Consider the following 25,867-nt stretch of genomic DNA (forward strand, 5'->3'; position numbering starts at 1 on the left):
TGCGTTGCAAATTGGCTTTATTCGGTTGTGCGTATCGAGCTACAAGCGGGCTACCAGCGAACTACAAGCGGAGCGGCCGGCTTGCTCAGTTCGTCGCTTCGGCCTTGCCGTACTTGCGTGCGACGTAGTCGCTCACGATTTGCTGGAATTCTTCGGCGATGCGCTCGCCGCGCAGCGTCTTCACCTTCTCGCCGTCGATGAAGACCGGCGCCGCGGGGTTCTCGCCCGAGCCCGGCAGGCTGATGCCGATGTTCGCGTGCTTCGACTCGCCCGGACCGTTCACGATGCAGCCCATCACGGCGACGTTCATCGTCTCGACGCCCGGATGGTCGTCGCGCCAAAGCGGCATCTGCGCACGCAGATAGCTCTGGATCTGCGAAGCAAGCTCCTGGAACAACGTGCTGGTCGTGCGGCCACAGCCGGGACAAGCGATGACCATCGGCGTGAACGAGCGCAGGCCCATGGTCTGCAGGATTTCCTGGCCGACCACGACTTCGCCCGTGCGCGCACCGCCCGGTTCCGGCGTGAGCGAGATGCGGATCGTGTCGCCAATGCCCTGCTGGAGCAGCACGGAAAGCGCCGCTGTCGAAGCGACGATGCCTTTCGAGCCCATGCCCGCTTCCGTGAGGCCCAGGTGCAGCGCGAAATCGCAGCGCTTCGCGAGTTCCTGGTAGACGGCGATCAGGTCCTGCACGCCGCTCACCTTGCACGACAGGATGATCTTGTCGCGGCCCAGGCCGAGTTCGACCGCGCGTTCCGCCGAGCCGATGGCCGACTGAATGAGCGCTTCGTACATCACGCTTTGCGCTTCCCACGGCTCCTTGCGCGCGCCGTTCTCGTCCATCATGCGCGCGAGCAGGTCCTGGTCGAGGCTGCCCCAGTTCACGCCGATACGCACCGGCTTGTCGTACTTGATGGCGGCTTCGATCATTTGCGCGTACTGCGTGTCGCGCTTCGCGCCCTGGCCGACGTTGCCCGGGTTGATGCGGTACTTCGACAGCGACTCGGCACAAGCGGGATAGTCGCGCAGCAGCAGATGGCCGTTGTAGTGGAAGTCGCCGACGAGCGGCACCATCACGCCCATGCGGTCGAGCTGCTCGCGGATATGCGGCACGGCCGCCGCCGCTTCTGGCGTGTTGACCGTGATACGGACGAGCTCCGAACCCGCCTGCGCGAGTTCCTTGATCTGGATCGCGGTGCCGATGGGGTCCGCGGTGTCGGTGTTGGTCATCGACTGCACGCGCACCGGCGCGTCGCCGCCGATCGTCACCAGCTGGCCGCCCCAGCGCACATGCACAGCATGCGACTTGCGGCGCGGCGCGTGGCCGCCGAGAACCGGCTCGTTCGAGCAGATCTGACTGTTGCTGGTCGAGGATTGCGTTTCGCTTTGCATCGAAAAACCCATTTACGCCTCACGCGCGCTTCTCGCCGACTAGCCGGCGGCGGCACTGCGTGAATTGAAAAAGCGTCGCGGCCGGCAATGAGACTTGCCTGGCCGCGACGCACGCCATGTCTTGATCAGGGCAGCACGAAGCGCGCGACATTGCCACGCGCCGACGCGTACTTCGACGTGTCGACCGGCTGGCCGTCGATGGTCATCGACTCGATGCCGGCCTTGTTGCCCACGGTGACCTTGAGCGGCTCGGTGCCGGTGATCTCACGCGCGTCGCTGCCGTGGATCATGCCCGAGAAAACTTCCTTGCCATCCTTCTGGCGCACGCTGACCCAGGTGTCCTGCGTCACGCGGATCGCGAACGTCGAGGTGTCAGCGCCGTTGTCGGCTGCCGCAGTCTGCGCCGCCGCTGCGGCCGGCGCGCTCGCCGCCTGGGCGCGCGCAGCGCTTGCCGCGTTGGCAACGGCCGCAGCCGGCGCTGCGCTTGCAGCGGCAGGCTTCGCGGCCTGGGGCGCCGGTTGCGTAGCCTGGGGCGCCGGCTGCGTGGCTTGCGGCGCCACTTGCGGTGCGCTCGCCGCGGCGCCTTGATCGGGCGCGGCGTTGGCGTTGGCGTTGTCGCCCGCATCGTTCGCGTCACCGGCCTGCGGCGCAGCGGACTGATCCGCGCCCTCGACGGCAGATGCACCTGCGCTGTCGGTCGCAACGCCCTGTGTCACCGTGGGCGACGACGCGCCCGGCTGCACGCTCGCGCCGTTCGCCATCGCCTTCAGGCGCGCAAACCAGGCCGACGATTCGCCACTGTTCGTGTGCCACATGGAAATCGCGAGCACCGCGACCACGATGATCGCCACGCCCCACAACCACGAGGCACGGCGGCGCGGAGCCCGCGCGCCACTGCCACCGAGCGAGAGCGAAACGCGGCCACGCGGCAGATCGGACCCAGCCGAAGCCGGCATCGACAGATCCGGCTGCGCAATGCCGCGCTCGCGGCGCAGCGCCTGCGTGAACGGCGCGGAATCGGCACCGAGCAGCTTCGCGTAGGCGCGCACCACGCCGAGTGCGAACGTCGTGTCCGGCAGATGGCTGATATCGCCCGCTTCGAGTTCGCGCAGCTTCGACACCGACACCTTCAGGCGCGCCGAGACGTCTTCGATCGCCCAACCCTTGGCCTCGCGCAGCTGCGCAAGACGCGCGCCGGCCGCGGCCAGCGTGTCGGGCACTGCCTGCACCGGCGAAGGCGTCGCGCCCGGCACCGAACGACCTGCGTTGCTGTCAGTTCCGTCTGTCCCGAAAGGGTGCTGCGGCTCGCTCATCCCAAAGTCCTTGCGTCGATTCTTTTCAATACTGGAACCGGTCAGGCGCGTCCCGCCCCGCCTCTACCCGATTCGCAGACCGTTTATAACAAAATGTGCGGCCAGTGTGCCGCTTCCGATCGCTTCTGCAACGTTTCTTTTACTACTGCCTACGGCCGCGCGTTTCCCCCGCACGCCGCCGTGGGCCCTCCTTCATGCCGGCTCAGTGCTGAACCGGCCGTACTTCGATGACCTTGCCTGTGCCCCGGCCCATGCGCCCGGCAAGGCGCGTGCGGTCCTTCACCTCGCCGGCGAGCTGCCCACAGGCCGCGTCGATGTCGTCGCCGCGCGTCTTGCGCACGGTCGTGACGACGCCCGCATCCATCAGAATCTGCGCGAAGCGCTTGATCTGGTCCGATTTCGAGCGCAGCAAGCCCGACTCGGGGAACGGATTGAACGGGATCAGATTGAATTTGCAAGGCACGTCCCGCGTCACCGCGAGCAATTCTCGCGCGTGCTTTTCGGTGTCGTTGACGCCGTCGAGCATGCAGTACTCGAACGTAATGAAGTCGCGCGGCGCGACTTGCAGGTAACGCTGGCACGCCGCCATCAGCTCGCGCAGCGGGTACTTGCGGTTAAGCGGCACGAGTTCGTCGCGCAGCGCGTCGTTCGGCGCATGCAAGGAAACGGCGAGCGCCACGGGCAGTTCGGCCCCGAGGCGATCCATCATCGGCACGACGCCCGACGTGGAAAGCGTGACGCGCCGGCGCGACAGGCCGTAGGCGTTGTCGTCCAGCATCAGACGCATGGCGGGCACGACCGCGTCGTAGTTCAGAAGCGGCTCGCCCATACCCATCATCACGACGTTCGTGATGACGCGTTCGCCCTTGCCGTCACCACCGGTCGCACGGCCTCCGCGATTTTCGACGGCGTCGCCCAAAAGCGAAGCACGCAGGGCGAACTCCGCCATGCGCAGCTGGCCGATGATCTCGGCGGTGGTGAGATTGCGTGAAAAACCTTGCTTGCCGGTGGAGCAAAACCGGCAGTTGACCGCGCATCCCGCCTGCGAGGACACGCACAGCGTGCCGCGGTTGTCTTCGGGGATGAACACGGTTTCGACCGCGTTGCCGTTGCCGACGTCCACGAGCCATTTGCGCGTGCCGTCGGAGGAAACGTTGTCGCTGACGATGCCGGGCATGCCGATGGTGGCGCGCCCTTTGAGCTTCTCGCGCAGCGATTTGGCGAGATCCGTCATGCCGTCGAAGTCGGCGGCGTTGTACTGATGGATCCAGCGCTGAAGCTGTTTGGCGCGAAACGGCTTCTCGCCCAGGCTTTCGCAATAAGCGACGAGCCCTTGGGCGTCGAGATCGAGAAGGTTGACGGTGGAACTGCTCGTCATGTCGAATCCTGCCATTTCAGTGCGAGAGCGCGCGCACTGTCCGCGTTGCCCGGGTGCCTGCGCACTTGCGCGGCCTCGGGAACTGGACGGTGCGCGTCATCGCCGTTCGCGACCCTATGCTACTACTGCAATCTGCTCGCGCCGTGCTTAGCGCGAGTAGACGTTGACTTGCGGGAAGAAGAACGCGATTTCCACGGCAGCCGTTTCAGCGGCGTCCGAGCCGTGCACGGCGTTCGCGTCGATGCTGTCGGCAAAGTCGGCGCGGATCGTGCCCTTGTCAGCCTTCTTCGGATCGGTCGCGCCCATCAGTTCGCGGTTCTTCAGGATGGCGTTCTCGCCTTCCAGCGCTTGCACCATCACCGGGCCCGAAACCATGAAGTCCACGAGGTCCTTGAAGAACGGACGCGCTGCGTGAACAGCATAGAACTTCTCTGCGTCAGCGCGCGAGAGGTGAACCATGCGAGCGGCAATGATCTTCAGACCAGCGTTTTCGAAGCGGCTGTAGATCTGGCCGATCACGTTCTTTGCCACTGCGTCCGGCTTGATAATCGACAGGGTGCGTTCGATCGCCATAAAAGCTCCAAAAAATTAAGAGGTTACAGATTCAAATGAATCCGCAATTGTAGCATGTTCCCATGTATGATTGCGATTGAACCCTCATAGCCCGGCAAACCGGGGCAAATGAGCGCAATCCGGACACACGCACCGCGCTGCCGTACCTTTCAGAGAGGTTTAAGATTGGCGGCATACGCTGTGCAAACATAACGGAAACTGTGTGGCAACCCGTTGAAACTCTGGGTCGGCACACTTATCTTATGGGGGAGCGGACCGCGCACCTGCGCGCCCTCACCCACGCGTCTCACGCAAGGAGAAAGCATGAACGAGTATCCCTATAACTTCGGCCGCGGCGGCGCCGTCACCTCGGCGGAGACCCGCAACCGCGTACTGCGCAACACCTATTGGCTGCTCGCGCTGTCGATGGTGCCGACGGTGCTCGGCGCGTGGGTGGGCGTCGCGACCGGCTTCTCGCTTTTTGCCGCTACCAGCCCGGCCATGAGCCTGCTCGCGTTCTTCGCGATCGCCTTCGGCTTCATGTTCGCGATCGAGCGCACCAAGGACAGCTCGGTAGGCGTGTTCGTGCTGCTCGGCTTCACGTTCTTCATGGGCCTGATGCTCTCGCGCCTGCTGTCGTTCGTCCTCGGCTTTTCGAACGGCCCGCAGCTCATCATGCTCGCGTTCGGCGGCACCGGCATCATTTTCACCGCCATGGCTACCATCGCCACGGTCAGCAAGCGCGACTTCTCGGGCCTCGGCAAGTGGCTCTTCATGGGCGTGATCGTGATCCTGCTGGCCGGCGTCGCGAATATGTTCCTGCAGCTGCCCGCGCTGATGCTCACGGTTTCGGTGCTCGCCATCGCTATCTTCTCGGCCTACATGCTGTTCGACGTACAGCGCGTCGTGAACGGCGGCGAGACGAACTACATCTCGGCGACGCTCGCGATCTATCTGGACCTGTATAACGTGTTCACGAACCTGCTCGCCATCCTCGGCATCTTCGGCGGCAACCGCAACTGAAGCGCAACCAGAGCCTGACGGGGCCGGTTCGACAGATTCTGGCCTCATCAAGCAAAAAGCCCATGACTTTCGTCATGGGCTTTTTTTCGTCTATTCGCCTGACCGTCGCAGGGACGCAGGCCTCAGAGCGCGATCCAGTCGAAACCGTCGGCTTGCGAAGCGACCCCGATTTCCGTCGCGGCAGTTCCCAGAACCGCGGCCATCGCCGCACGTGCAAGCTCCGGTGTGTTGTTCTGCTGGCTGAGATGCGCAGCGATCAAATGCCGCAGCTTTGTGCGATCGAGCCCCGCAAGGATACCGCCGGCCGCCTCGTTGTTCAGGTGACCATGCGACCCGCCAATACGCGCCTTGAGCGAAGCCGGATAGCGGCTCGTCGCGAGCATATCGAGGTCGTGGTTGCATTCGAGCACCAGTGCGTCACAACCGCTCAGCACATTGCTGATATGCGAGGTCGACTCGCCGACGTCGGTCAGCACGCCAAGCCGGCTCATGCCGTCGCTGAACACGAATTGCAGCGGCTCGCGCGCGTCGTGCGGCACCGTGTAGGGCAACACGCCGAGTTCGCCGATCTCGACCGTCTCGTCGCCCCACAACACGTTGAGCTCGACGCCTGCGGCGTCGTCGGCACCCACGGCCTGCGCCGTGCCCCAGCTCATGTAAAGCGGAATCGACCAACGGCGCGCCAGCGTGAGCGCGCTGCCGATGTGATCGCTGTGTTCGTGTGTGATGAGAATCGCGCTAAGCCAGTCGGCGGCCAGCCCCACGCGGGCGAGGCGCCGCTCGACTTCTTTCGCTGAGAATCCGCAGTCGAGCAGGACGCGCGTGGGCGTCGTGCCGCTGCCTGCTTCTACGACCAGTGCGTTGCCCTCGCTGCCGCTGCCGAGGCTCGCAAATCGCATATCAGCGCACGTCAGTTCAGCTGCGCGTGGAGCGCGGAGACGATACGCTGCGCGTCCGACGAGGTGTCGATGCGGCCGCTCTGGTCGACCACGGCAACCTGGGTTGAATTGCCCGTCGAGCGCACCGCCACGACGTATTCCGGACCCTGATCCTTCGTGGCCTTCTTCGGATTGTAGAAAAGCTTGCCGAGCAGGCCGTCACCCTTGAGCTCCTGCATCGAATCGGCGTAGCGCACGAAGTAGAGGCCCTTCTCGCGGTCGCGGTTGTCGACCGTGAAGTTCGTACGGTCGAGCGCGAGGCCCACGCGCAGCCACGCGGTATCGAACGCTTCGGGCAGGTCGAGCGTCGTGCCGTCAGGACCGGCAGCGATCTTGACGCCAGCCGTCGATGGGCGCGCATCGGTCAGCAGTTGCTTGGACTGTGCGTCGGTCAGGCCGAACTTCTGCATGATCTTTGCGAGGAACGCGGCTTCGAGTGCCGGGTCGCGCGGACGCTCCACCCACTTCGACCCCGTCTTATCCTGGCCCGTCAGCACTTCTTCCATGGCGTTATGCGTGACGGAAATATCGGTTTGACCGTCCGGGCCACGCGAAACCAGCACGCGGAAACGGTCGCGCGTGCCCGACGAGTACGCGAAGTCGATCACGCGGCCGATCGTGCGGCGGAACCAGTCGTCCGGAATGTTGGCGCGGTTCTCGGCCCAGTCGGTCGTCATGATGCCCGTGGACGGCGAATCGGTCGTCAGCGTGAAGCCATTCTCCGTCCAGAATTCCTGCAGCTGCGGCCAGACGTCGTCAGGCGAGCGGCCGTCCACCACGAGCCAGCGGCGGTCGCCGTCGCGCTCCACGTGCATGCCGAACGGATCCTGCGCATCCGGCACGCCGAGCGTGGCGTTGCCGGCCGGCGTGATCGTGCGCTGCGCGGCGCCGCCAAGCGTGATCGTGGGCGGCGGCGCGACGTACTTCTGGTCGTTCGGCGCCGACGACAGGTCCTGCGGCACGTTCAACGGCGGCGCGGTCGGCGTGTCCTTGTAGTTGACGCGATCGGACGCGAACATGTCGTTCAGCGACTCGCAGCCTGCGAGCGAGCCAAGTGCAAGCGCCAGCACCGCCATGCGGGTTGCGTGGAAGGAAAAAGCGGAACGTTTCATGTGGGCCTTCGTGATACGGGAACGCTAAGCCTTGCTCTGCGAGACGGTGGGTCCGAGGTCGGTCCGAAGTCTTTCAGTGATTGGGCGGGTGGGCCGTGGCGGCGTCGGTTGAAAAATCGGCGACTGGATGATCGGATCAACCAGCCAGGCCGGCTTCGCGCAGCGCGGTGCGCACCACGTCGTGGTAGCGCGCGTCGAGCGGCGTGAGCGGCAGTCGGATGCCGCCTTCGATGCGGCCGAGTTCCTGCAGCGCCCACTTCACCGGAATCGGATTCGATTCGATGAACAGGTTCTTGTGAAGCGACAACAGCTTCATATGGATCGCACGCGCCGTTTTCGCGTCGCCGGCGAGCGCGGCCTTGCACAGGTCGCTCATCTGGCGCGGCGCAACGTTCGCGGTCACCGAAATATTGCCGTGTCCGCCGAGCAGCATCAGCGCGATCGCCGTGGGATCGTCGCCGCTAAAAATCTTGAAGCCGTTCGGCGCATGCTTGATGAGGTACGCGGCGCGGTCGATGTTGCCCGTCGCTTCCTTCACCGCGATGATGCCCGGCACTTCGGCCAGACGCAGGACGGTCTCGTTCGCCATGTCCGCGACCGTACGGCCCGGCACGTTGTAGAGGATGACCGGCAGGTCCACGTCCTCCGCGATCTTCGCGAAGTGACGGTACATGCCTTCCTGGGTCGGCTTGTTGTAATAGGGCACGACCTGGAGCGACGCCTGCGCGCCCACTTCCTTCGCGTGCTTCGTGAGTTCGATCGCCTCGGCGGTGGAATTGCCGCCGGCGCCCGCGATGATCGGCATACGGCCAGCGGCGTGCTCGACCGCCGTCTTGATCATCAGGATGTGTTCTTCGACGTCAAGCGTGGCGGACTCCCCGCTCGTACCGACGACGACGAGGGCATCCGTCCCCTCTTCCACGTGCCAGTCGATCAGTTTGCGGAATGCCGGCAGGTCGAGACTGCCGTCCTCGTGCATGGGGGTGACGATCGCGGGAATGCTGCCTTGCAGCGTAATGCCGTCCTGAGTGCCGTTAGCCATGAAACGCCAGAAAAATGAGTCGGTTAAACCGCGATTGTAGCGGATTAGCCGGTCAGATCGTAACGCGTTACGGGTAGTACCTGGTTCTCAGGTACATTACTGGCTCTTTCGAGGGACACTGAGGTCGTTTTTTTCCCGTACCGCGCAGATGCGCTGAATATACGCCTCACGGGGTTGCGAGAGAAAACCGTCCTGATAGGCGATTACCCGCAGCGCGGGCGTACAGACGGCCAATAACTCGCCGGGAGCGAGCAGGAAGGCGGGGTTCGATGGTTTCCCCACAGTCTCGTTGCCCTGAGCGAAGGTTTCGTAGATCAGGACGCCGCCCGGCGCCAGCGCCTCGATGAGACGGGGCATGAGCGGGCGGTGCAGATAGTTCGTGACGACCACGGCAGCAAAGCGGGCGTCCGGCATGAGCGGCCAGGGCGCGCCTTCGAGGTCGCACGCCAAAGTCGCGACGCCTGCTACGTCATGCAACGTGGCGAGCGCGGCGGCGTCGCGATCGAGCGCCGTCACCGGGTGGCCTTGGCCAGCCAGCCAGCGCGTGTGTCGGCCCGCGCCGGAGGCCACGTCGAGCACCGTGCCGCCGGGCGCGATGAGGTGCGCCCAGCGGCGCACCCAGCGCGAAGGCTCGGAAAGCCCGTGGGCCAGCGAACCGGCGGCAGGCGTCGACGTCATCAGCTCGATCAGTTGTACGAGAGGCCCATGGCCTCACGCACATCGCGCATCGTCTCGTTGGCGAACTTGCGCGCCTTGTCGCAGCCGTCCGCGACGATTGCACGCAGCAGCGACGGGTCGTCCATGTACTTCTGCGCGCGCTCGAGCATAGGCTGCTGCTCGCGCAGGATGCCCTCGATCACCGGCTGCTTGCACTCCAGACAACCGATGCCGGCCGAACGGCAACCTTTCTGCACCCAGTCGTGTGTCTGCTCGTCCGTGTAGACCTGGTGGAGTTGCCACACCGGGCACTTGTCCGGATCGCCCGGATCGGTGCGGCGCACGCGCGCGGGGTCGGTCGGCATGGTGCGGACCTTCTTCGTGATCGACTCGGCGTCTTCACGCAAGCCAATCGTGTTGCCGTACGACTTCGACATCTTCTGGCCGTCGAGGCCCGGCATGCGCGAGGCTTCCGTAAGCAGCACCTGCGGCTCCGGCAGGATGATCTTGCGCGAGCCTTCGAGGTAGCCGAAGAGACGCTCGCGATCGCTCATCGAGAGGCTTTGCGACTCCGAGAGCATCGCGCGGGCCTGTTCGAGCGCCTCTTCATTGCCTTCCTGCTGATAAGCGTTGCGCAGCTCGTGGTAGAGCTTCGAGCGCTTGCCGCCCAGCTTCTTCGCCGCATCGTTGGCCTTCTCTTCGAAGTCCGGCTCGCGGCCGTACATGTAGTTGAAGCGCCGCGCCATTTCGCGCGCCATCTCGACGTGCGGCACCTGATCCTCGCCCACCGGCACGAGCGAAGCACGGTACAGCAGAATATCGGCTGCCATGAGCACCGGGTAGCCAAGGAAGCCGTAGGTACCGAGGTCCTTGTCGCGCAGCTTCTCGATCTGTTCCTTGTAGGTCGGCACGCGTTCGAGCCACGACAGCGGCGTGCTCATGCCGAGCAGCAGCGCGAGTTCGGCGTGCTCCGGCACGCGGCTCTGGATGAAGAGCGTGGCCTGGTTCGGGTCGATGCCCGAGGCGAGCCAGTCGATCAGCACGTCCCAGACGCTCTTCTCGATGACATCCGGCGTTTCATAGTGCGTGGTGAGCGCATGCCAGTCGACCACGCAGAAGAAGCACGGATACTCGGACTGCAGCCGCACCCAGTTTTTCAGCACGCCGTGATAGTGGCCGAGGTGCAGCGACCCGGTGGGCCGCATGCCGGAGAAGATACGGTCTGGGAACATGATGTTATGAAAAGAGCGACACAAGAGGGGTAAGGATGGCCGTGACCGCGTCGTAACCTAGACTTACGAGCGGGCGCAGCCAGAATCGCGTGAAGATGCCACTCACGAGCAACCCCATCACGATGATGAAACCATAGGGCTCGATACGGGCGAGCGCAATGCTCGCGCGCGTGGGCAGGAGCGCCCCGAGCACGCGGCCGCCGTCGAGCGGCGGCAGCGGAAAGAGGTTCAGCACGCCGAGCACGAGATTCACCCCCACGCCGGCGGCGGCCATCCGCGTGAAGAACGGCTCGTCCACGCCGAGCACCGCGAGCCCCACGCCGAACACGCCCCAAACGATGGCCTGCACGAAGTTGCACAGCGGCCCGGCCGCCGCGACCCACAGCGTGCCCCAGCGCGGATTGCGCAGATTGCTGAAGGCGATCGGCACCGGCTTCGCGTAACCGAACACGAACGCGCCATTCGTCAGGAAATACAGCACGAGCGGCATGGCGATGGTGCCGATCGGGTCGATGTGGCGCATCGGGTTGAACGAAACGCGGCCGAGCACATACGCGGTGTTGTCGCCGAGCATGCGCGCGACGTAGCCGTGCGCGGCTTCGTGCAGCGTGATCGCGAAGATGACCGGCAAGGCGTAGACGACGATCGTCTGAATCAGATTGGCTTCCATGGCGGGCTATTGTATCAATGCGTCAATGCGCTCTGGCCGCGTTCACGCCGCGTATGTTTCGTCACGCTTCTTCTTCTTCGATGCCGAACGGCGCCAACGCGCCCCGCCCCGGCCGCACGAGCACCGGTTCCTCACCCGTGAGATCGATCACGGTGGACGGTTCGCATGGACATGCCCCACCGTCGATCACGAGATCGACCTGCTTCTCGAGGCGCTCGCGAATCTCCTCGGGGTCGTTGAGCGGCTCGGTGTCGGGCGGCAAGATCAGCGTGGAGGCAAGCAGCGGCTCGCCCAGTTCTTCGAGAATCGCAAGCGGAATCGGATGCCCGGGCACGCGCAGGCCGATCGTCTTGCGCGACGGATGCGAGAGGCGCCGCGGCACTTCCTTCGTCGCCACCAGCACGAACACATACGGCCCCGGCGTCACCGACTTGATGAGCCGGTATTGGCGGTTGTCGACCATGGCGAAGTTCGCGAGTTCGGACAGATCCCGCACCATCAGCGAGAGCAGCGCCTTTTCGTCGAGCCCGCGGATGCGGCGCAGGCGCTCGGCAGCTTGCTTGTCGTCGATGCGGGCGGCGAGCGCGTAGCTCGAATCGGTCGGCAAGGCGATCACACCGCCGTCACGAATAATCTCCACCGCCTGCTTGACGAGACGCGGCTGCGGGTTTTCTGGGTGAAGCCGAAAGAACTGGGACATGGCAGTAATCAGCTGACGAATGGCGATGAAAAACAGCGGGATGGTGCGCGAAAACGGCTGCCGCCTGCACGTAGTATCACAAAGCGACGACAAAGCTGGATTGAGCGGCGCGAAACGCCTTGCAGCAAACAGGCGGGGTCAGCGGGCCACGCGCCGTGCGCGACCTACAGCCATCGCTCCCAGACAGGCTTGAGATCGGAAGGCAAAGGCGGCAGCGTGCCCGGCTCGATCGCGTCGGGCCCAGGCGCATGGAAGTCCGAACCGCGCGACGCCTCGAAGCCAAAGCGCCTCGCGACGGCCGCGTACTCGGCGTACTGGTCGGGTGTATGGCTGCCGGTGACGACTTCGATCGCCTTGCCGCCCAGATCGATGAATTCGCCGAAGAGCGCGTCGAATTCGAGCTGCGTGTAAGCATAGCGGCCCGGATGCGCGATGATCGCCTCGCCGCCCGCCGCCTTGATCCACGCTACGGCGTCGGCGAGCTTCGCCCAGCGGTGCGCGACGTACCCGGGCTTGCCGTCGCCGAGCCAGCGCGAAAACGCGTCCTGGGTGTTCTGCGCACGGCCGCTTTCCACGAGAAAGCGCGCGAAGTGGGTACGCGAGATCAAGTCGGGATTCGAGACGTACTGGAAAGCGCCTTCGTACGCGTCGGGAATGCCGAGTTCGCCGAGCCGCTCGCCAATGGCTTCGGCGCGCGCCGCGCGGCCGTCACGTGTGCGTGCGAGCCCGTCAACGAGCGCGGTGCACGCCGTATCCACATGCAAACCGACGATGTGCACCGTGCGCGACGCCCAGGTGACCGAAATCTCGACGCCGCTCAAATAACGCATGCCGAGCGCCTCGGCCGCCTCGCGCGCTTCGCGCTGGCCGCCGAGCACGTCATGATCGGTGAGCGCCCACAAGCCCACGCCACCCGCTTTCGCCAGCTGCGCGACGGCAGCCGGGGCCAGTTGCCCGTCGGAGACAGTGGAGTGACAGTGGAGATCGGCGTTCATTGGATGCGGGAAAAGGATGAACGTCTATTTTACTGCAACGCAGTGAAGTCGTCGGGCGGCGCCTGGTGCCACGCCGCCGCCCGAATGAGCGCTCGACGTGCCTTACGCTCAGGCGCAGAACGCCTCGATCAGGCGCGCGACCTCTTCCGGCTGGTCGTGGTGCACCATGTGCCCCGCCCCATCGACGATACGTTCGCGCCAGTCGGGAAACGCCTCGAAACGCTTCTTGAATTCGTCGATGGGCACCGCCCCCGCGATCCGCGCGAGCGTTTCGGAGCCGCCCGCCTCGACGTGCAGCACCCTCGCACTCACCTGCGACCAGATCGCCATCACCTCGTCGAGTTGGTACAGCAGCGGACCGCGCATTTTGTGCGCCGGATCGCCGAGCAGCACATAGCCGCCCTCGCCGTCCGGCTTCGACCAGTGGTCCGCGAGAAAGCGCGCGCGCGGCGCGATCAGGCGCGGATTTGTCTTCACGAGCCTCGCGGCGACTTCATCGAGCGACGCGTACGTGCGCAGTTGCGGCGGCGTGCGCACGTCGTCGAGCCACTCGCGCATGCGCCCGGGCGCCTGCTTGGGTGACGGCGCCGGCAGGCCGAACCCCTCCAGATCGACCACGCGCCGCACGCGCTCGGGCCGCACGCCCGCATAGAGGCACACGATGTTCGCGCCGAGACTGTGCCCGACGAGATCCACCTGGCCCTCGGGCGCGTAGTGCGCGAGCAGTGCATCGAGATCGGCGAGGTAGTCGGGGAACCAGTAGTTGCTGCCCTGTCCCCGCGCAACGGGCCAGTCGGAGAGGCCGAAGCCGCGCAAGTCGGGCGCGATGACCTGCCAGTCACCGCCGCGTGCATCCAGTGCATCGACGACAAACTGGAACGACGCCGCCACGTCCATCCAGCCGTGCAGCATGAAGAGCGCGGGCGCGCCCGCCGCGCCCCAGCGGCGCACGTGCAGCCGAATGCCATTGACATCGACGAATTCGGATCGGGATTGACTCATTTGCGCTGCCGAAAAAAAGAATGATCGTTCGATTATATAGGCGCTGGACGTCTGCGGTAGATCATTCGGTTGAGTGACGCTCCGTTGACTGTTTCGCAGCGTCCTGCGCCGCCAGCGTATCCAGTTCGGCTTCGTCGAAACCCGCCGAGCGGCGCGCCTCGAAGTTGAACGGACCGCGCATGCGAGGCGCGTGGTACTGCTCGGCGAGCGCGAGCCATGCCGCGTGCGGGTCGAGATCCCGCGCCGCGCACAGGTGGCGGAACCAGTGATTGCCGATGCGCACGTGTCCCACTTCGTCGCGCAGGATAATGTCGAGGATCGCGGCCGATTCGTCGTCGCCCGCCTGTTTGAGACGCGCACGTATGGGCGGCGAGGCGTCGAGCCCGCGCGCCTCCAGCACGCGCGGCACCAGCGCCATGCGTGCGAGCACGTCGCCGCTCGTGCGCTCGCACATCTCCCACAGGCCGTTGTGCGCGGGGAAGTCGCCGTATGCGTGACCATAGTCGGCGAGCCGCGCGCGCAGCAGCGAGAAGTGATACGCCTCTTCCGCCGCGACCTTGAGCCAGTCGGCGTAGAAGGCGTCAGGCATGGCGGGGAAGCGCCAGACCGCGTCGAGCGCGAGATTGATCGCATTGAATTCGATGTGGGCCAGCGCGTGCAGCAGCACTACGCGGCCCTGCGGCGTGCTCATGCTGCGGCGCTGCAGTTCGCGTGGCTCGACGAGCGGCGGCTCGGCGGGGCGGCCAGGCAAGCCGGCCGGCGTCGGGATAGCGCGTTGCGGTTCCCAGCGAGGCGCAGCCGCCTGAGCCTGACTCTGCGCGTATAGCGCGCGCACCGCATCGGCTTTGGCGACCGGGTCACATTCGCGCAGCGCGGCGAGCGCGGCGAGGCGCCAGCAGGTGGGCTCGGCATCTGTTGGTCTTGGGACATCAGCGCTGGCGCTAGCGGCGGAGAAAACGGAATTCATCGGCAGAAGAAACAGGGACCGAAAAGCGGGACTGGAAAACTGTCGCGCGGGGGCGCCCGAAAAGCACACCAAGCGGACCGCGCACGCAACCGTTTACAATACGCGATTCACCTGCCCTGCGTCGTGCGCAGCCATTGCGCGTCGCCAGCAGACCGGCAGCAGCCCCGAAAGACATAGGAGACTCAACACCGTGGCCATCTACAAGCTAGGCGTTGCCGCACCGACCATTCACGAGAGCGTGTTCGTCGCGGACAACGCGGTCGTCATCGGCAAGGTTGAACTGGCCGAAGACTCGAGCGTCTGGTTTGGCGCGACGCTGCGCGGCGACAACGAGCCGATCACCGTCGGCGCGCGCAGCAACGTTCAGGAAGGCGCGGTGCTCCACACGGATCCCGGCTACCCGCTCACGCTCGAGGCGAACGTGACTGTGGGCCATCAGGCCATGCTGCACGGCTGCACCGTGAAGGAAGGCGCACTGATCGGCATTCAGGCCGTGGTCTTGAATGGCGCGGTAATCGGCCGCAACTGTCTGGTTGGCGCGGGTGCGGTGGTCACGGAAGGCAAGGTGTTCCCCGACAACTCGCTGATTCTCGGCGCGCCGGCCAAAGTCGTGCGTGAACTGACCGAGGCCGACATCGCCGGCCTTAAGCGCAACGCGGACGTCTACGCGCAGCGCCGCGAATATTTCAAGGCGCAGCTCGTGCGCATCGGTTGAGAGCGGCACGCTCTCGCCGTGTGCGGCGCGTGCCGCGCCGCCCCGATTGAAACGAAGGAAAAGATTGTGAACGACCAGTTGCAAAAATTCATGTTCAGCGCCGCGCCGGTGCGCGGCGAGATTGTCTCGCTGGGCAACACCTGGCAGGAAGTGCTCAAGCGCCGCCAGTATCCGACGCCCGTGCGCACCGTGCTCGGCGAGATGATGGCGGCGTGCGCGCTGCTCTCGGCGAATCTCAAGTTCGACGGTACGCTGATCATGCAGATTTTCGGCGACGGCCCCGTGAAGATGCTGGTCGTGCAGTGCGGCTCCGATCTGACGATGCGCGCCACCGCGCGCCTCGGCGAAGACTTCACGGGCGAAAACGCCCTGCCGCTCGGCGAAGAACTCACGTTCGCCGACCTCGTGAATCCGGACGGCCAGGGCCGCTGCGTGATCACGCTCGACCCCGCGAAAAAGCAGCCAGGCCAGCAGCCCTACCAGGGCATCGTGCCGCTGAATGGCGAAGATGGCCCGCTCAAGTCGATCGCCGCCGTGCTCGAGCATTACATGCATCACTCGGAACAGCTCGACTCGCGCCTTTGGCTCGCCGCAAACGACGACCGCGCAGTCGGCATGCTGCTCCAGAAGCTGCCGGGCGATGGCGGGATCGTGCCGCACCAGGGCGAGCACGACCTCGATACCTGGGAGCGCGTTTGCACGCTCGGCGGCACGCTCAAGCGAGACGAAATGCTCAAGGAAGACGGCGAGACGTTGTTCCGCCGCCTCTTCTGGCAGGAGAACGTGCGTCACTTCGAGCCGCTTGCCCCGCGCTTCCAGTGTTCGTGCTCGCGCGAGAAGGTGGGCGCGATGCTCAAGATGCTGGGCCGCGAGGAAGTCGACGGCGTGATCGAGGAACGCGGTCATGTCGAGATTCATTGCGACTACTGCAATCAGCGTTATGAGTTCGACCCTGTGGACGTCGCGCAACTTTTTGCCGTGACCGGGCTCTCAGAAAGCGTGAGCCCCGCTGCGGAGCGTCGCCACTGAGGCAAACTGAAGCGCACGAGGGCACACTGAGGCGATAACGCCTGTGCGGCGCAACGCGTGTTGCGTCGCCGCCCTGCGCAGCGCGCACGTCGAGAGGCCCGGGGGCCGAATCGAAATGTGGACCTGCCTTCATCTCGAATTACTTAGGCGTCCGATAGATGGAGAGAAGCATGATCAAGAACAAACGCTTCGTACTTCCGTTACGCGACCGCATGCCGCGCGTGAGCGCGCTGCTAGTACTCACGACGCTCGGCGCGGCCATTGCGTCGATGAGCGGCTGCATGATGGACCCCCCGGGCCCGTCGCCGATCTACAGCCGACTGCCCCCGGCGCAGTCGGGCCTCCCGGCCACCGCGCCAGTGCTTACGCCTGACGAAAAGGCGCGCTACGACGCGATCGACCGTCAGGCGCTCGCCGAACAGGACAACGCCATGGCAGCGGAAGCTGCCGCACAAGCCTGGTCGCGCGCGTATGCGCCACCGGTCACCGTCTACGGCAGCTATTACAGCGGCGGTTGGGGGCACGGCTGGGGTACGGGTATTGGCTACGGCTATCCAGGTTGGGGCTGGTGATCGCGCGGCTTCGCGACGCGAACGCGTACAACGAAAAAAGGCGCGGCTCAATGCCGCGCCTTTTGCTTGCTTGCGTCCTTGCCTGCTCAGCGCAAGCGCAGTACTTAACCCGCCTTCTTCGCTTCCTTCCCGTGCCCGTGCCTCTTCTCCGGCACACGCGAAACGGGGTTCGGCACCACCCTCACCGGCGCCGCCGACATCTCGCCGCGCGTCGAGGTATTCGACGAACCGCTCGGCGTAACCGGCGGCGTCTGGTTCGGCGAGACGAACTGCACGAACACCTCGCTGTCCTTCACCATGCCCATCTCATAGCGAGCACGCTCCTCGACAGCAGCCGTGCCGTTCTGCAGATCCTGCACTTCGCCCGCTATGCGTTCGTTGCGCAGTTTCTCGTCGTCGTTCTGCTTTTGCTGCTGCGCGAGTTGCTGCTGCAGTTCGTGCACGCGCAGCCAACCACCATGGCCCCACCAGAGCGGATACTGGATCAGCACAAGCAGGATGATCAGAACGACAGTGACAAGCCGCATGAAAGGTGCCGGATAAATACACGCCGCCCTGCGCTATACGCAGGGCGGCGGAGAGAGATGACGAAGGGTGACAGCAAGGCTGCTGCCGGCGCTGGGTCCGCTTAGCGGAGGTTATAGAACGCCGACTTGCCCGGGTAGCTGGCGATATCACCGAGATCTTCCTCGATGCGCAGCAGCTGGTTGTACTTCGAGATGCGGTCGCTGCGTGAGAGCGAACCGGTCTTGATCTGACCCGCGTTCAGGCCCACGGCGATGTCAGCGATCGTCGAGTCTTCGGTTTCGCCCGAGCGGTGCGAGATCACGGCCGTGTAACCGGCGCGCTTGGCCATTTCGATTGCCGCGAAGGTTTCCGTCAGCGTGCCGATCTGGTTGATCTTGATAAGGATCGAGTTGGCGATGCCCTTCTCGATGCCTTCCTTCAGGATTCGCGTGTTGGTGACGAACAGGTCGTCGCCCACGAGCTGGACCTTCTTGCCGAGCTTGTCGGTGAGCGTCTTCCAGCCTGCCCAGTCGCTTTCGTGCATGCCGTCTTCGATCGAGACGATCGGGAACTTGTCGGCGAGGTTCGCGAGGTAGTCCGCGAACTCCGTCGACGACAGTTGCAGGCCTTCGCCCGCGAGCTGGTACTTGCCGTCGTGGTAGAACTCGCTCGCTGCGCAGTCGAGCGCGAGCAGGACGTCTTCACCGGCGCGGTAGCCTGCCTTCTCGATGGCTTGCAGGATGGTCGAGAGGCACTCGTCGTTGCTGCCGAAGTTCGGTGCGAAGCCGCCTTCGTCGCCCACTGCCGTGCTCATGCCACGATCCGAGAGGATCTTCTTGAGCGCGTGGAACACTTCCGCGCCGCAACGCAGTGCTTCACGGAAGGTCGGCTGGCTCACCGGCACGATCATGAATTCCTGAATGTCGAGGCTGTTGTTCGCGTGCGCGCCGCCGTTGACGATGTTCATCATCGGGACCGGCAGTTGCATCGCGCCCGAGCCGCCGAAGTAGCGGTACAGCGGCAGGCCGGCCTCTTCAGCGGCGGCCTTCGCAACAGCCATCGAAACGGCCAGCATGGCGTTTGCGCCAAGGCGCGACTTGTTGTCGGTGCCGTCGAGCTCGAGCAGGGTCTTGTCGAGGAAAGCTTGTTCCGACGCGTCGAGGCCCATGATCGCCTCGGAGATTTCGGTGTTGATGTGCTCGACGGCCTTCAGCACGCCCTTGCCGTTGTAGCGGCCGGCTTCGCCGTCGCGCAGTTCGATCGCTTCACGCGAGCCCGTGGATGCGCCCGACGGCACCGCCGCGCGGCCCATCGTGCCCGATTCGAGCAGCACGTCGCATTCGACGGTGGGATTGCCGCGCGAATCCAGAATCTCGCGACCGATGATATCTACGATTGCACTCATGGTTTCCTCAGGAAATGACAGTAATTCTTGCGCGAGCTGCGCCGCCTGCTGCATCGGCCCGCGAGGCACAGTTTCTATGCTCGTTCGGGGCACACTGTCACATGGGACAGGCTGCGTGCTCGCCAGGTTCAACTTGCCGCAGCGCGACGGTCACGTTCCAGTGACCGATGCGCTGCCACGCTGCCTTGTACATCGAGCGCGGTGCCTTGGCTCCGCTGCGCACAGCATGATGTCGTTGCATGACACCGCTGTGCGCGCGTTCCTGCGCCGCGCTGCTCCTCCATCGCGCCGCTCATGCAATCGAAGCGGCGCGCTGTACTACGTAATTGCCGGCTTAGCTGAAGTCGTTCTCGAGGAACGGCGTGCGCTTGACCGCCTGGTCGAGCGTCACGAGGGTTTCGAGCAGGTCGGCCATGCGGTTAAGCGGCACGGCGTTCGGGCCGTCGGACTTCGCCTGCGCGGGGTTCGGGTGCGTCTCCATGAAGAGACCCGCCACGCCCGTAGCGACGGCCGCGCGAGCCAGCACCGGCACGAATTCGCGCTGACCGCCCGAGCTCGTGCCCTGCCCGCCCGGCAACTGCACCGAGTGGGTCACGTCCATCACGACCGGCGCCCCCGTCTCGCGCATGATAGCGAGCGAGCGCATGTCCGAGACGAGGTTGTTGTAACCGAACGAAACACCACGCTCGCAGGCGAAGAAGCGGTCTTCGGAAAGACCCGCCTCACGCGCGGCTTCGCGAGCCTTGTCGATCACGTTCTTCATGTCGTGCGGCGCGAGGAACTGGCCTTTCTTGATGTTGACAGGCTTGCCCGAGCGCGCGCATGCGTGGATGAAGTCGGTCTGGCGGCACAGGAACGCGGGCGTCTGCAGCACGTCTACGACCGAAGCCACGGGCCCGATCTCTTCTTCCGCGTGCACGTCGGTCAGCACGGGCAAGCCGAGCTGACGCTTCACTTCGGAAAGGATGCGCAGGCCCTCGTCCATCCCGAGGCCACGAAACGACTTGCCGCTCGAACGATTGGCCTTGTCGTAAGACGACTTGTAGATGAACGGAATGCCGAGCTTCGACGTGATTTCCTTCAGGCGGCCCGCCGTGTCGATCGTCATCTGTTCGGATTCGACGACACAGGTGCCCGCGATCAGGAAGAACGGCTTGTCGAGGCCTACCTCGAAACCGCACAGATTCATGCTTTCTCCTCGGCGCGCGCCTCATGGTGCGCGACTGCCGCTTCGACATACGCCTTGAAGAGCGGATGGCCGTCACGCGGCGTGGACGTGAATTCCGGGTGGAACTGGACGCCGACGAACCACGGGTGCATGTCGCGCGGCAGTTCCATCATTTCCGGCAGATCTTCAGTCGGCGTACGGGCGCTGATGATAAGGCCGCCGGCTTCGAGCTTGGGCACGTAGCCGTTATTGACTTCATAACGGTGACGGTGGCGCTCGTTCACGTCCTTGCCATAGATTTCTGCCGCGAGCGTGCCGGGCTTGATCGGGCAGCGCTGCGAACCCAGGCGCATCGTGCCGCCGAGATCCGAGTTTTCGGTGCGCTTCTCGACCTTGCCTTCGCGGTCGGCCCATTCGGTGATGAGCGCGACGACGCGGTCGGGCGTGTCCGGATCGAATTCCGTGCTGTTCGCGTGCTTCAGGCCCACCACGTCGCGCGCGAATTCGATGACGGCGAGCTGCATGCCGAGGCAGATGCCGAGGTACGGCACCTTCGCTTCGCGAGCGTACTGGATGGCCTTGATCTTGCCTTCGGTGCCGCGACGGCCGAAACCGCCCGGCACGAGGATCGCGTCGAGATGCTTGAGGCCCTCGACACCCTCTTCGTCGATCTGCTCGGAGTCGATGTACTCGATGTTCACCTTCGCCGAGGTCTTGATCGACGCGTGGCGCAGCGCTTCGATGAGCGACTTGTACGACTCGGTCAGGTCGACGTACTTGCCGACCATGCCGATCGTGACTTCGTGCTTCGGATGCTCGAGCTTCTCGACCATTTCCGCCCACATCGACAGATCGGCCGGCTTGGCGGATAGCTTCAGTTCGTCGCACACGATCGAGTCGAGGCCCTGGTCGTGCAGCATCTGCGGGATCTTGTAGATGCTGTCGGCGTCCCACACCGAGATCACGGCGTCTTCGGGCACGTTCGAGAACATCGAGATCTTCGAGCGCTCGTCGTCGGGAATGCGGCGGTCGGCGCGGCACAGCAGCACGTTCGGATAGATACCGATTTCGCGCAGCTTCTGCACGCTGTGCTGCGTGGGCTTGGTCTTGAGCTCACCCGCCGTGGCGATGAACGGCACGAGCGTGAGGTGCACGAAGCACGCGCTGTTACGGCCAAGGCGCAGGCTCATCTGACGCGCGGCTTCGAGGAACGGCAGCGACTCGATGTCGCCCACCGTGCCGCCTACTTCGACGATCGCGACATCCGGCTCACCGCACGTCGCCGATGCGGCGCCGCGTTCGATGAACGCCTGGATCTCGTTCGTGATGTGCGGAATGACCTGCACGGTCTTGCCCAGATAGTCGCCGCGGCGTTCCTTGCGGATCACCGATTCGTAAATCTGGCCCGTGGTGAAGTTGTTGGCCTTGCGCATCTTCGTGGAGATGAAGCGCTCGTAGTGGCCAAGGTCGAGGTCGGTTTCCGCTCCGTCTTCCGTCACGAACACTTCGCCGTGCTGAAACGGGCTCATCGTGCCGGGGTCGACGTTGATGTAGGGATCGAGCTTGAGGAGGGTGACTTTCAGACCGCGCGATTCGAGGATCGCGGCGAGGGAGGCGGCGGCAATACCCTTGCCAAGGGAGGAAACTACGCCGCCGGTGACGAAAACATATTTGGTCATCGCTGGATGCTCGCGGGAAAAACGGATTATACCTGAAAGCAAGGGCTAACCCTGCATTTTGAGCGAGCAGAAACGATGCGCGGCGCGTAGCCCTGCGCTGTACCCTGCCCCGCAAGCAGCCGCGCCGAAAGACGGCCGCTCAGGCTCCGTTTTCCATGGCGTAAAGCATGCGCTGCACCGCGCGCGCGGTCTCGATCGGACGCTCCATGGGATACAGATGACTGCCCTCGATCCACTCGAAGCGCTCGCCGGCAATGCGCCGTGTTGCCGCAAGCCCGACCTGGCGGACTTCGCGCGACTGCGTGCCCGCGACGAAGCTCACCGGCACGGGCGACCCGTGCACGAGTCGCGCGCCGAGCGTGTGCGGCAGCGTGCGGTAAATCATGTATTCGGTGTGGCGGTCGAAGGCGAGCGTGCGGCCGCCGTCGACCGAGGTCTGAGGAATGCCGAAGTCGACATAGTCGGATAGCACGCGCTCGTCCCAGCGCGCGAACGCCGCCTTCGAATGGAAATGCCGCCAGGCCTCGTCGCGGCTCGCCCAGTTCGTGCGGCGCGTGCGCGTGGCGACGGCAGGCGACAGGCGGTCGTCGAGGCCGGTCCACTGCGAAACCCGCAGCATGCTGCTGCGCCAGCCCGCGATCACGGGCGAATCGAGCATCACGACGCCCTTGACCCACTGCGGCTTTTTCAGCGCGGCCATCAACGAGAGATAGCCGCCGAGCGAATGGCCGACGAGCCACACGGGCTCCTCGTAGGTGCGGCCAATGTCGTCGAGCAGTTGCTCGACGAGATGCGGCCAGTCGCGGGTGACCGGAAAGCGCGCGTCGTGGCCGATGCGCTCGATGTAGCGCAGCTCGTAGTTGTCGCCCAGTTCGGCGAAGAACGTGCGATACGTCGAGGCCGGAAAGCCATTCGCGTGCGAGAAATGGATGACGTTTTTCAAAGGCGGCTTGTCTCTCTATTTTGTTGATCTCTTTCGTCGTTCGCGCTTTCGCTCACGCTGCTATCGGCCCGGCGCGTCATTCCTGCGTTGGCAGGTCCATCCAGTAGCGCCGCTGCGTATCGCGAAAGCGCTCGACGGCGAGTGCGCCGGGTCGAGCCTCGACCCGCGCGGCGCCATCCGCGTCGCTGCGCGCGAGCACGATCTGGCGGGCCGCGTAGCGCGCGTAGACGCCCGGATGCGGATGATGAAAGCGGTTCAGATAGCCTACCTGAAATATCGCGACGAGCGGCCAGACAGAATCGAGGAACGGTTCAGTCGACGAGCTGCGGCTGCCGTGGTGCGGCACGACCAGCACCTGTGCGCGCAGCCGCACAGGGTCGCGCGCGACCAGCGTGCGTTCGACGCCCGCTTCGATGTCGGCGGCGATCAGCGCGGAAACCAGGCCGTCTCGCGCGTTGGGCGCGGCGCTTGCCGCCGCCATCACCCGCAGGACGCAGCAATGCGCATTGGGTTTGCCCGCGAGCGGCCCGGGGTCGGGCCACAGCACCTCGAAGTCGACGCCATCCCATCGCCAGCGCTGTCCCGCGGCGCACTGCACGGTCCGCGCGCCCTTTGTGCGCGCGCTCGCCCACAGCGGATGCGAGGGCAGTATGGCGGCCACGAATGTCCCCACGTCGACGGCATCGAGCACAGCTTGCGCGCCGCCCGAATGATCGGAGTCGTCGTGGCTGATCATCAGCGCGTCAAGGCGCCCTATGCCGTGCGCCTGCAGGTACGGAACGACGATGCGCTCGCCCGCCTGCGTGGACTCGGGGCCCGGGCCCGCGTCGAAAAGCAGGCGATGCCGGGCGGTTTCGACCAGCACCGATGTGCCCTGCCCAATGTCGAGCGCCGTGAGCCGGAAAGCGCCCGGCGGGGTGCCCGTGGGCGCAGGCAGCAGTAACGGCAGCCACGTGAAGGGCGCGATCCAGCGCAGCGGCCAGCCGCGCGGCGCAAGCCACCAGGCGACGCCCACGGCAGCACAGGCGAGCGGCCACGCTCCGGGTTGCGGCAACCGCAGAACCGCCCACGGCAGGCTCTCCATCGCGCTCAGCGCCACGGCCAGCCAATCGAGGCAGCTATGCGCCGCGCGCAGCGCGAGCGCGTCGATCGGCGCGGGCAGCGCTGCGCTCGCGATGACCAGCGGCGTGACGAGCATGCTCACCCAGGGAATCGCAAACGCATTGGCGACCGGACCGATGAGCGGTATTTGCGCGAACCAGTACGCTGTGAGCGGCGCGAGCGCCAGCGTCACGGCCCACTGCACACGAGCGCTATCGCCAAGGCGTGACGCAAGACGTCGTAGCGCCCCGCGCCAGCCGCCGGCCGGAAAAATCATGGCGGCAAGACGTCGCAGCCAGCCGTCGCGCGCGGTCGGCCCCGCCAATGGCTCAGTTCGGTCGCGCATCGGATCGGCGGCGTCCGCGGCAGAATCCTGCGGCGCGTCCCTGTGCAAACGCGGTACGCCACTCGCCGCGAAGAGGATCGCCCCGACCGCGCAAAACGAAAGCCAGAAGCCGGCTGCCGTCACCGCCCACGGATCGCGCAGCAGCACAAGCCCGAGCGCCCACGCGAGCACGTGCGAGCGCGCGACCTCGCGCCCGGCGAACAGCACGAGCGCGACGACCGCCAGCATCCAGAGCGCGCGCTGCACCGGCACATTGAAGCCGGCGATCGCGGCATACACTCCCGCTACGAGCAACGCGCCCGCAACGGCAACCCTCTGCGCGGGCACGATGAGCGGCGCCTCGACGCCGCGCCAGCGGGCGCGCCGCCACAGCACGCCCGCGCCCCACCCCGCGAGCCCCGCGACGAACGCGAGATGCAGCCCGGAAATCGCCACCAGATGGCTCGTGCCCGTATTGCGCATGAGACGCCTGTCCGCGTCGCTGACCGCGTCCTGCGCGCCGATTGCGAGCGCGATGACGATGCCGCGATGCGGCGCATCGCCGAGCACCGCGTCGACGCGCGCACGCAGCGCGGCGCGAGCCCGCTCGATGCGCACGCCGATGCCGGTGGCGTCAACGGGCAGACGCACGGCATGCCCGGGATCGCTGACATAGCCGCTGGCGCGCACGCCGCGCGCGAGCAGCGCGGCTTCCGTGTCGCGCAGGCCGAAGTTGCCGTTGCCATGCGGGCGTTTGAGCCGCACGGCAAGGCGCCAGCGCGCGCCGGGCACAAGCGGCGGCGGCGGAGCCTCGCGCGCCACCCACGACAATTGAATCAAATGCGGTAGCGGCGTGGCGGCTTTGTGCGCTTCCCAGGATTCGACGCGAAAGAGGAAGCTCGCGCCGTTCGCGCCGTAAGAAGGCAAGCTGGAGATATAGCCGGTGATGTCTATGTCGCGCGTCTGCCAGGCAGCCGGAAGCGCCTCTGCAAGCCGCGTTTCGGCGCGCCACGCCGCGTAGCCAAAGCCCGCGCATCCGGCCGCAAACCACACCGCCGCCCAGCCGCTCGCGATGCGCCAGCGTCGCCCGCAAGACAAGCCGAACACCCGGCGAGACGTTTCGCGAGACTCATCCGCCGGTTGCGCGACGCCCAACGCCCATGCCGCCCACCCGGCCGCAAGCACGGTTGCCAGAACGAGCGTATGCGATCCACGAACGACGCCCTTCAGAGTATGGTAGCGGAGCGCGTGAGGTGTGATAGTGATGCGGGTCAGCGGAGGTCCGCCGGCATTTTCCAGGGAAGCAACGCGTCGTAGTCGTCGACGGTTTTCGCCAGAGGCAGGTGTTGGAACAGCCAGGTGAGGTACCGGTAGGGATCGATGCTGTTTGCCTTGCAGGTCTCGACGAGCGTATAGAGATTGGCGCTCGCGTTCGCGCCTTCGACGGTG

The 25,867-nt window shown here is 65.3% G+C and carries 25 protein-coding genes; 4 read left to right on the forward strand and 21 right to left on the reverse strand.

Going from position 1 to position 25,867, the window contains the following annotated elements; genetic code table 11:
* Positions 1 to 85: 85 nt before the first annotated feature.
* The 4 genes from ispG to ndk all read right to left on the reverse strand — a co-directional run bounded on the left by ispG (position 86) and on the right by ndk (position 4,657).
* Positions 86 to 1,393 (reverse strand): flavodoxin-dependent (E)-4-hydroxy-3-methylbut-2-enyl-diphosphate synthase, encoded by a 1,308-nt coding sequence (gene ispG / locus M3I54_RS34110; protein WP_254343809.1) that lies wholly within the window; start codon positions 1,391 to 1,393, stop codon positions 86 to 88.
* Between the two features lie 125 nt (positions 1,394 to 1,518).
* Positions 1,519 to 2,706: a helix-turn-helix domain-containing protein gene (locus M3I54_RS34115; protein ID WP_254343772.1), complete on the reverse strand. Its 1,188-nt coding sequence runs from the start codon at positions 2,704 to 2,706 to the stop codon at positions 1,519 to 1,521.
* A gap of 202 nt (positions 2,707 to 2,908) precedes the next feature.
* Entirely contained in the window at positions 2,909 to 4,084 is a 1,176-nt protein-coding gene (rlmN, locus tag M3I54_RS34120) for a 23S rRNA (adenine(2503)-C(2))-methyltransferase RlmN (RefSeq protein ID WP_254343773.1), read from the reverse strand.
* Between the two features lie 147 nt (positions 4,085 to 4,231).
* The gene (ndk, locus tag M3I54_RS34125) at positions 4,232 to 4,657 is read right to left on the reverse strand and encodes a nucleoside-diphosphate kinase (RefSeq protein WP_201697227.1); all 426 of its coding nucleotides are present in this window, start codon (positions 4,655 to 4,657) and stop codon (positions 4,232 to 4,234) included.
* Between the two features lie 303 nt (positions 4,658 to 4,960).
* On the opposite strand from ndk, the gene M3I54_RS34130 reads away from it, so the two are divergent.
* Positions 4,961 to 5,659: a Bax inhibitor-1/YccA family protein gene (locus tag M3I54_RS34130; RefSeq protein ID WP_254343774.1), complete on the forward strand. Its 699-nt coding sequence runs from the start codon at positions 4,961 to 4,963 to the stop codon at positions 5,657 to 5,659.
* Between the two features lie 122 nt (positions 5,660 to 5,781).
* Here M3I54_RS34130 and M3I54_RS34135 read toward each other — a convergent pair whose 3' ends face one another.
* The 10 genes from M3I54_RS34135 to M3I54_RS34180 all read right to left on the reverse strand — a co-directional run bounded on the left by M3I54_RS34135 (position 5,782) and on the right by M3I54_RS34180 (position 14,974).
* Positions 5,782 to 6,558, reverse strand: coding sequence for an MBL fold metallo-hydrolase (locus M3I54_RS34135; RefSeq protein WP_254343775.1), 777 nt, complete (start codon positions 6,556 to 6,558; stop codon positions 5,782 to 5,784).
* Between the two features lie 11 nt (positions 6,559 to 6,569).
* Positions 6,570 to 7,709, reverse strand: coding sequence for an outer membrane protein assembly factor BamC (gene bamC / locus M3I54_RS34140; protein ID WP_254343776.1), 1,140 nt, complete (start codon positions 7,707 to 7,709; stop codon positions 6,570 to 6,572).
* Between the two features lie 136 nt (positions 7,710 to 7,845).
* A complete protein-coding gene (gene dapA, locus M3I54_RS34145; RefSeq protein WP_254343777.1) occupies positions 7,846 to 8,751 on the reverse strand; it encodes a 4-hydroxy-tetrahydrodipicolinate synthase in 906 nt (301 codons plus the stop codon).
* A gap of 96 nt (positions 8,752 to 8,847) precedes the next feature.
* Positions 8,848 to 9,429, reverse strand: coding sequence for a bifunctional 2-polyprenyl-6-hydroxyphenol methylase/3-demethylubiquinol 3-O-methyltransferase UbiG (locus tag M3I54_RS34150; protein WP_254343778.1), 582 nt, complete (start codon positions 9,427 to 9,429; stop codon positions 8,848 to 8,850).
* Between the two features lie 8 nt (positions 9,430 to 9,437).
* On the reverse strand, positions 9,438 to 10,640 hold the full coding sequence (locus M3I54_RS34155) for a tryptophan--tRNA ligase (protein WP_254343780.1): 1,203 nt from the start codon (positions 10,638 to 10,640) through the stop codon (positions 9,438 to 9,440).
* 4 nt (positions 10,641 to 10,644) lie between these two features.
* Positions 10,645 to 11,310, reverse strand: a complete 666-nt coding sequence (locus M3I54_RS34160) for a site-2 protease family protein (RefSeq protein WP_233881344.1) — start codon at positions 11,308 to 11,310, stop codon at positions 10,645 to 10,647.
* Between the two features lie 61 nt (positions 11,311 to 11,371).
* Positions 11,372 to 12,010 carry an L-threonylcarbamoyladenylate synthase gene (locus tag M3I54_RS34165; protein WP_254343782.1) on the reverse strand — a complete coding sequence of 213 codons (639 nt, stop codon included), beginning with the start codon at positions 12,008 to 12,010 and terminating at the stop codon, positions 11,372 to 11,374.
* 164 nt (positions 12,011 to 12,174) lie between these two features.
* On the reverse strand, positions 12,175 to 13,005 hold the full coding sequence (locus M3I54_RS34170; protein ID WP_254343784.1) for a 3',5'-nucleoside bisphosphate phosphatase: 831 nt from the start codon (positions 13,003 to 13,005) through the stop codon (positions 12,175 to 12,177).
* 108 nt (positions 13,006 to 13,113) lie between these two features.
* On the reverse strand, positions 13,114 to 14,007 hold the full coding sequence (locus M3I54_RS34175; RefSeq protein WP_254343786.1) for an alpha/beta fold hydrolase: 894 nt from the start codon (positions 14,005 to 14,007) through the stop codon (positions 13,114 to 13,116).
* Between the two features lie 61 nt (positions 14,008 to 14,068).
* Positions 14,069 to 14,974 (reverse strand): ferritin-like domain-containing protein, encoded by a 906-nt coding sequence (locus M3I54_RS34180; protein WP_254343788.1) that lies wholly within the window; start codon positions 14,972 to 14,974, stop codon positions 14,069 to 14,071.
* A gap of 190 nt (positions 14,975 to 15,164) precedes the next feature.
* Here M3I54_RS34180 and M3I54_RS34185 point away from each other — a divergent pair, with 190 nt between their 5' ends.
* The 3 genes from M3I54_RS34185 (at position 15,165) to M3I54_RS34195 (ending at position 17,290) form a co-directional block, all read left to right on the forward strand.
* The gene (locus M3I54_RS34185) at positions 15,165 to 15,689 is read left to right on the forward strand and encodes a gamma carbonic anhydrase family protein (protein WP_254343796.1); all 525 of its coding nucleotides are present in this window, start codon (positions 15,165 to 15,167) and stop codon (positions 15,687 to 15,689) included.
* Positions 15,690 to 15,755: 66 nt separating this feature from the next.
* Positions 15,756 to 16,718 carry an Hsp33 family molecular chaperone HslO gene (gene hslO, locus M3I54_RS34190; protein ID WP_254343798.1) on the forward strand — a complete coding sequence of 321 codons (963 nt, stop codon included), beginning with the start codon at positions 15,756 to 15,758 and terminating at the stop codon, positions 16,716 to 16,718.
* A 212-nt stretch (positions 16,719 to 16,930) separates the two neighbouring features.
* Positions 16,931 to 17,290 (forward strand): hypothetical protein, encoded by a 360-nt coding sequence (locus M3I54_RS34195; protein WP_254343811.1) that lies wholly within the window; start codon positions 16,931 to 16,933, stop codon positions 17,288 to 17,290.
* 104 nt (positions 17,291 to 17,394) lie between these two features.
* Here M3I54_RS34195 and ftsB read toward each other — a convergent pair whose 3' ends face one another.
* From ftsB to M3I54_RS34230, 7 genes are all read right to left on the reverse strand, one after another.
* Entirely contained in the window at positions 17,395 to 17,817 is a 423-nt protein-coding gene (ftsB, locus tag M3I54_RS34200) for a cell division protein FtsB (RefSeq protein WP_254343800.1), read from the reverse strand.
* Between the two features lie 101 nt (positions 17,818 to 17,918).
* Entirely contained in the window at positions 17,919 to 19,202 is a 1,284-nt protein-coding gene (eno, locus tag M3I54_RS34205; protein ID WP_064268981.1) for a phosphopyruvate hydratase, read from the reverse strand.
* A 334-nt stretch (positions 19,203 to 19,536) separates the two neighbouring features.
* A complete protein-coding gene (gene kdsA, locus M3I54_RS34210; RefSeq protein ID WP_254343802.1) occupies positions 19,537 to 20,391 on the reverse strand; it encodes a 3-deoxy-8-phosphooctulonate synthase in 855 nt (284 codons plus the stop codon).
* Positions 20,388 to 22,049: a CTP synthase gene (locus tag M3I54_RS34215; protein WP_254343804.1), complete on the reverse strand. Its 1,662-nt coding sequence runs from the start codon at positions 22,047 to 22,049 to the stop codon at positions 20,388 to 20,390. The genes kdsA and M3I54_RS34215 overlap by 4 nt, the downstream gene beginning before the upstream one ends.
* Positions 22,050 to 22,188: 139 nt before the next feature.
* Positions 22,189 to 22,992 carry an alpha/beta fold hydrolase gene (locus tag M3I54_RS34220; RefSeq protein WP_254343806.1) on the reverse strand — a complete coding sequence of 268 codons (804 nt, stop codon included), beginning with the start codon at positions 22,990 to 22,992 and terminating at the stop codon, positions 22,189 to 22,191.
* Between the two features lie 76 nt (positions 22,993 to 23,068).
* Positions 23,069 to 25,573 carry a ComEC/Rec2 family competence protein gene (locus M3I54_RS34225; protein WP_375542263.1) on the reverse strand — a complete coding sequence of 835 codons (2,505 nt, stop codon included), beginning with the start codon at positions 25,571 to 25,573 and terminating at the stop codon, positions 23,069 to 23,071.
* 116 nt (positions 25,574 to 25,689) lie between these two features.
* Positions 25,690 to 25,867: transposase domain-containing protein (locus tag M3I54_RS34230; RefSeq protein ID WP_254343812.1), on the reverse strand; the 178-nt coding region annotated here is incomplete at its 5' end.

The organism is Paraburkholderia sp. CNPSo 3274 (assembly GCF_024206475.1).
Classification (GTDB): domain Bacteria; phylum Pseudomonadota; class Gammaproteobacteria; order Burkholderiales; family Burkholderiaceae; genus Paraburkholderia.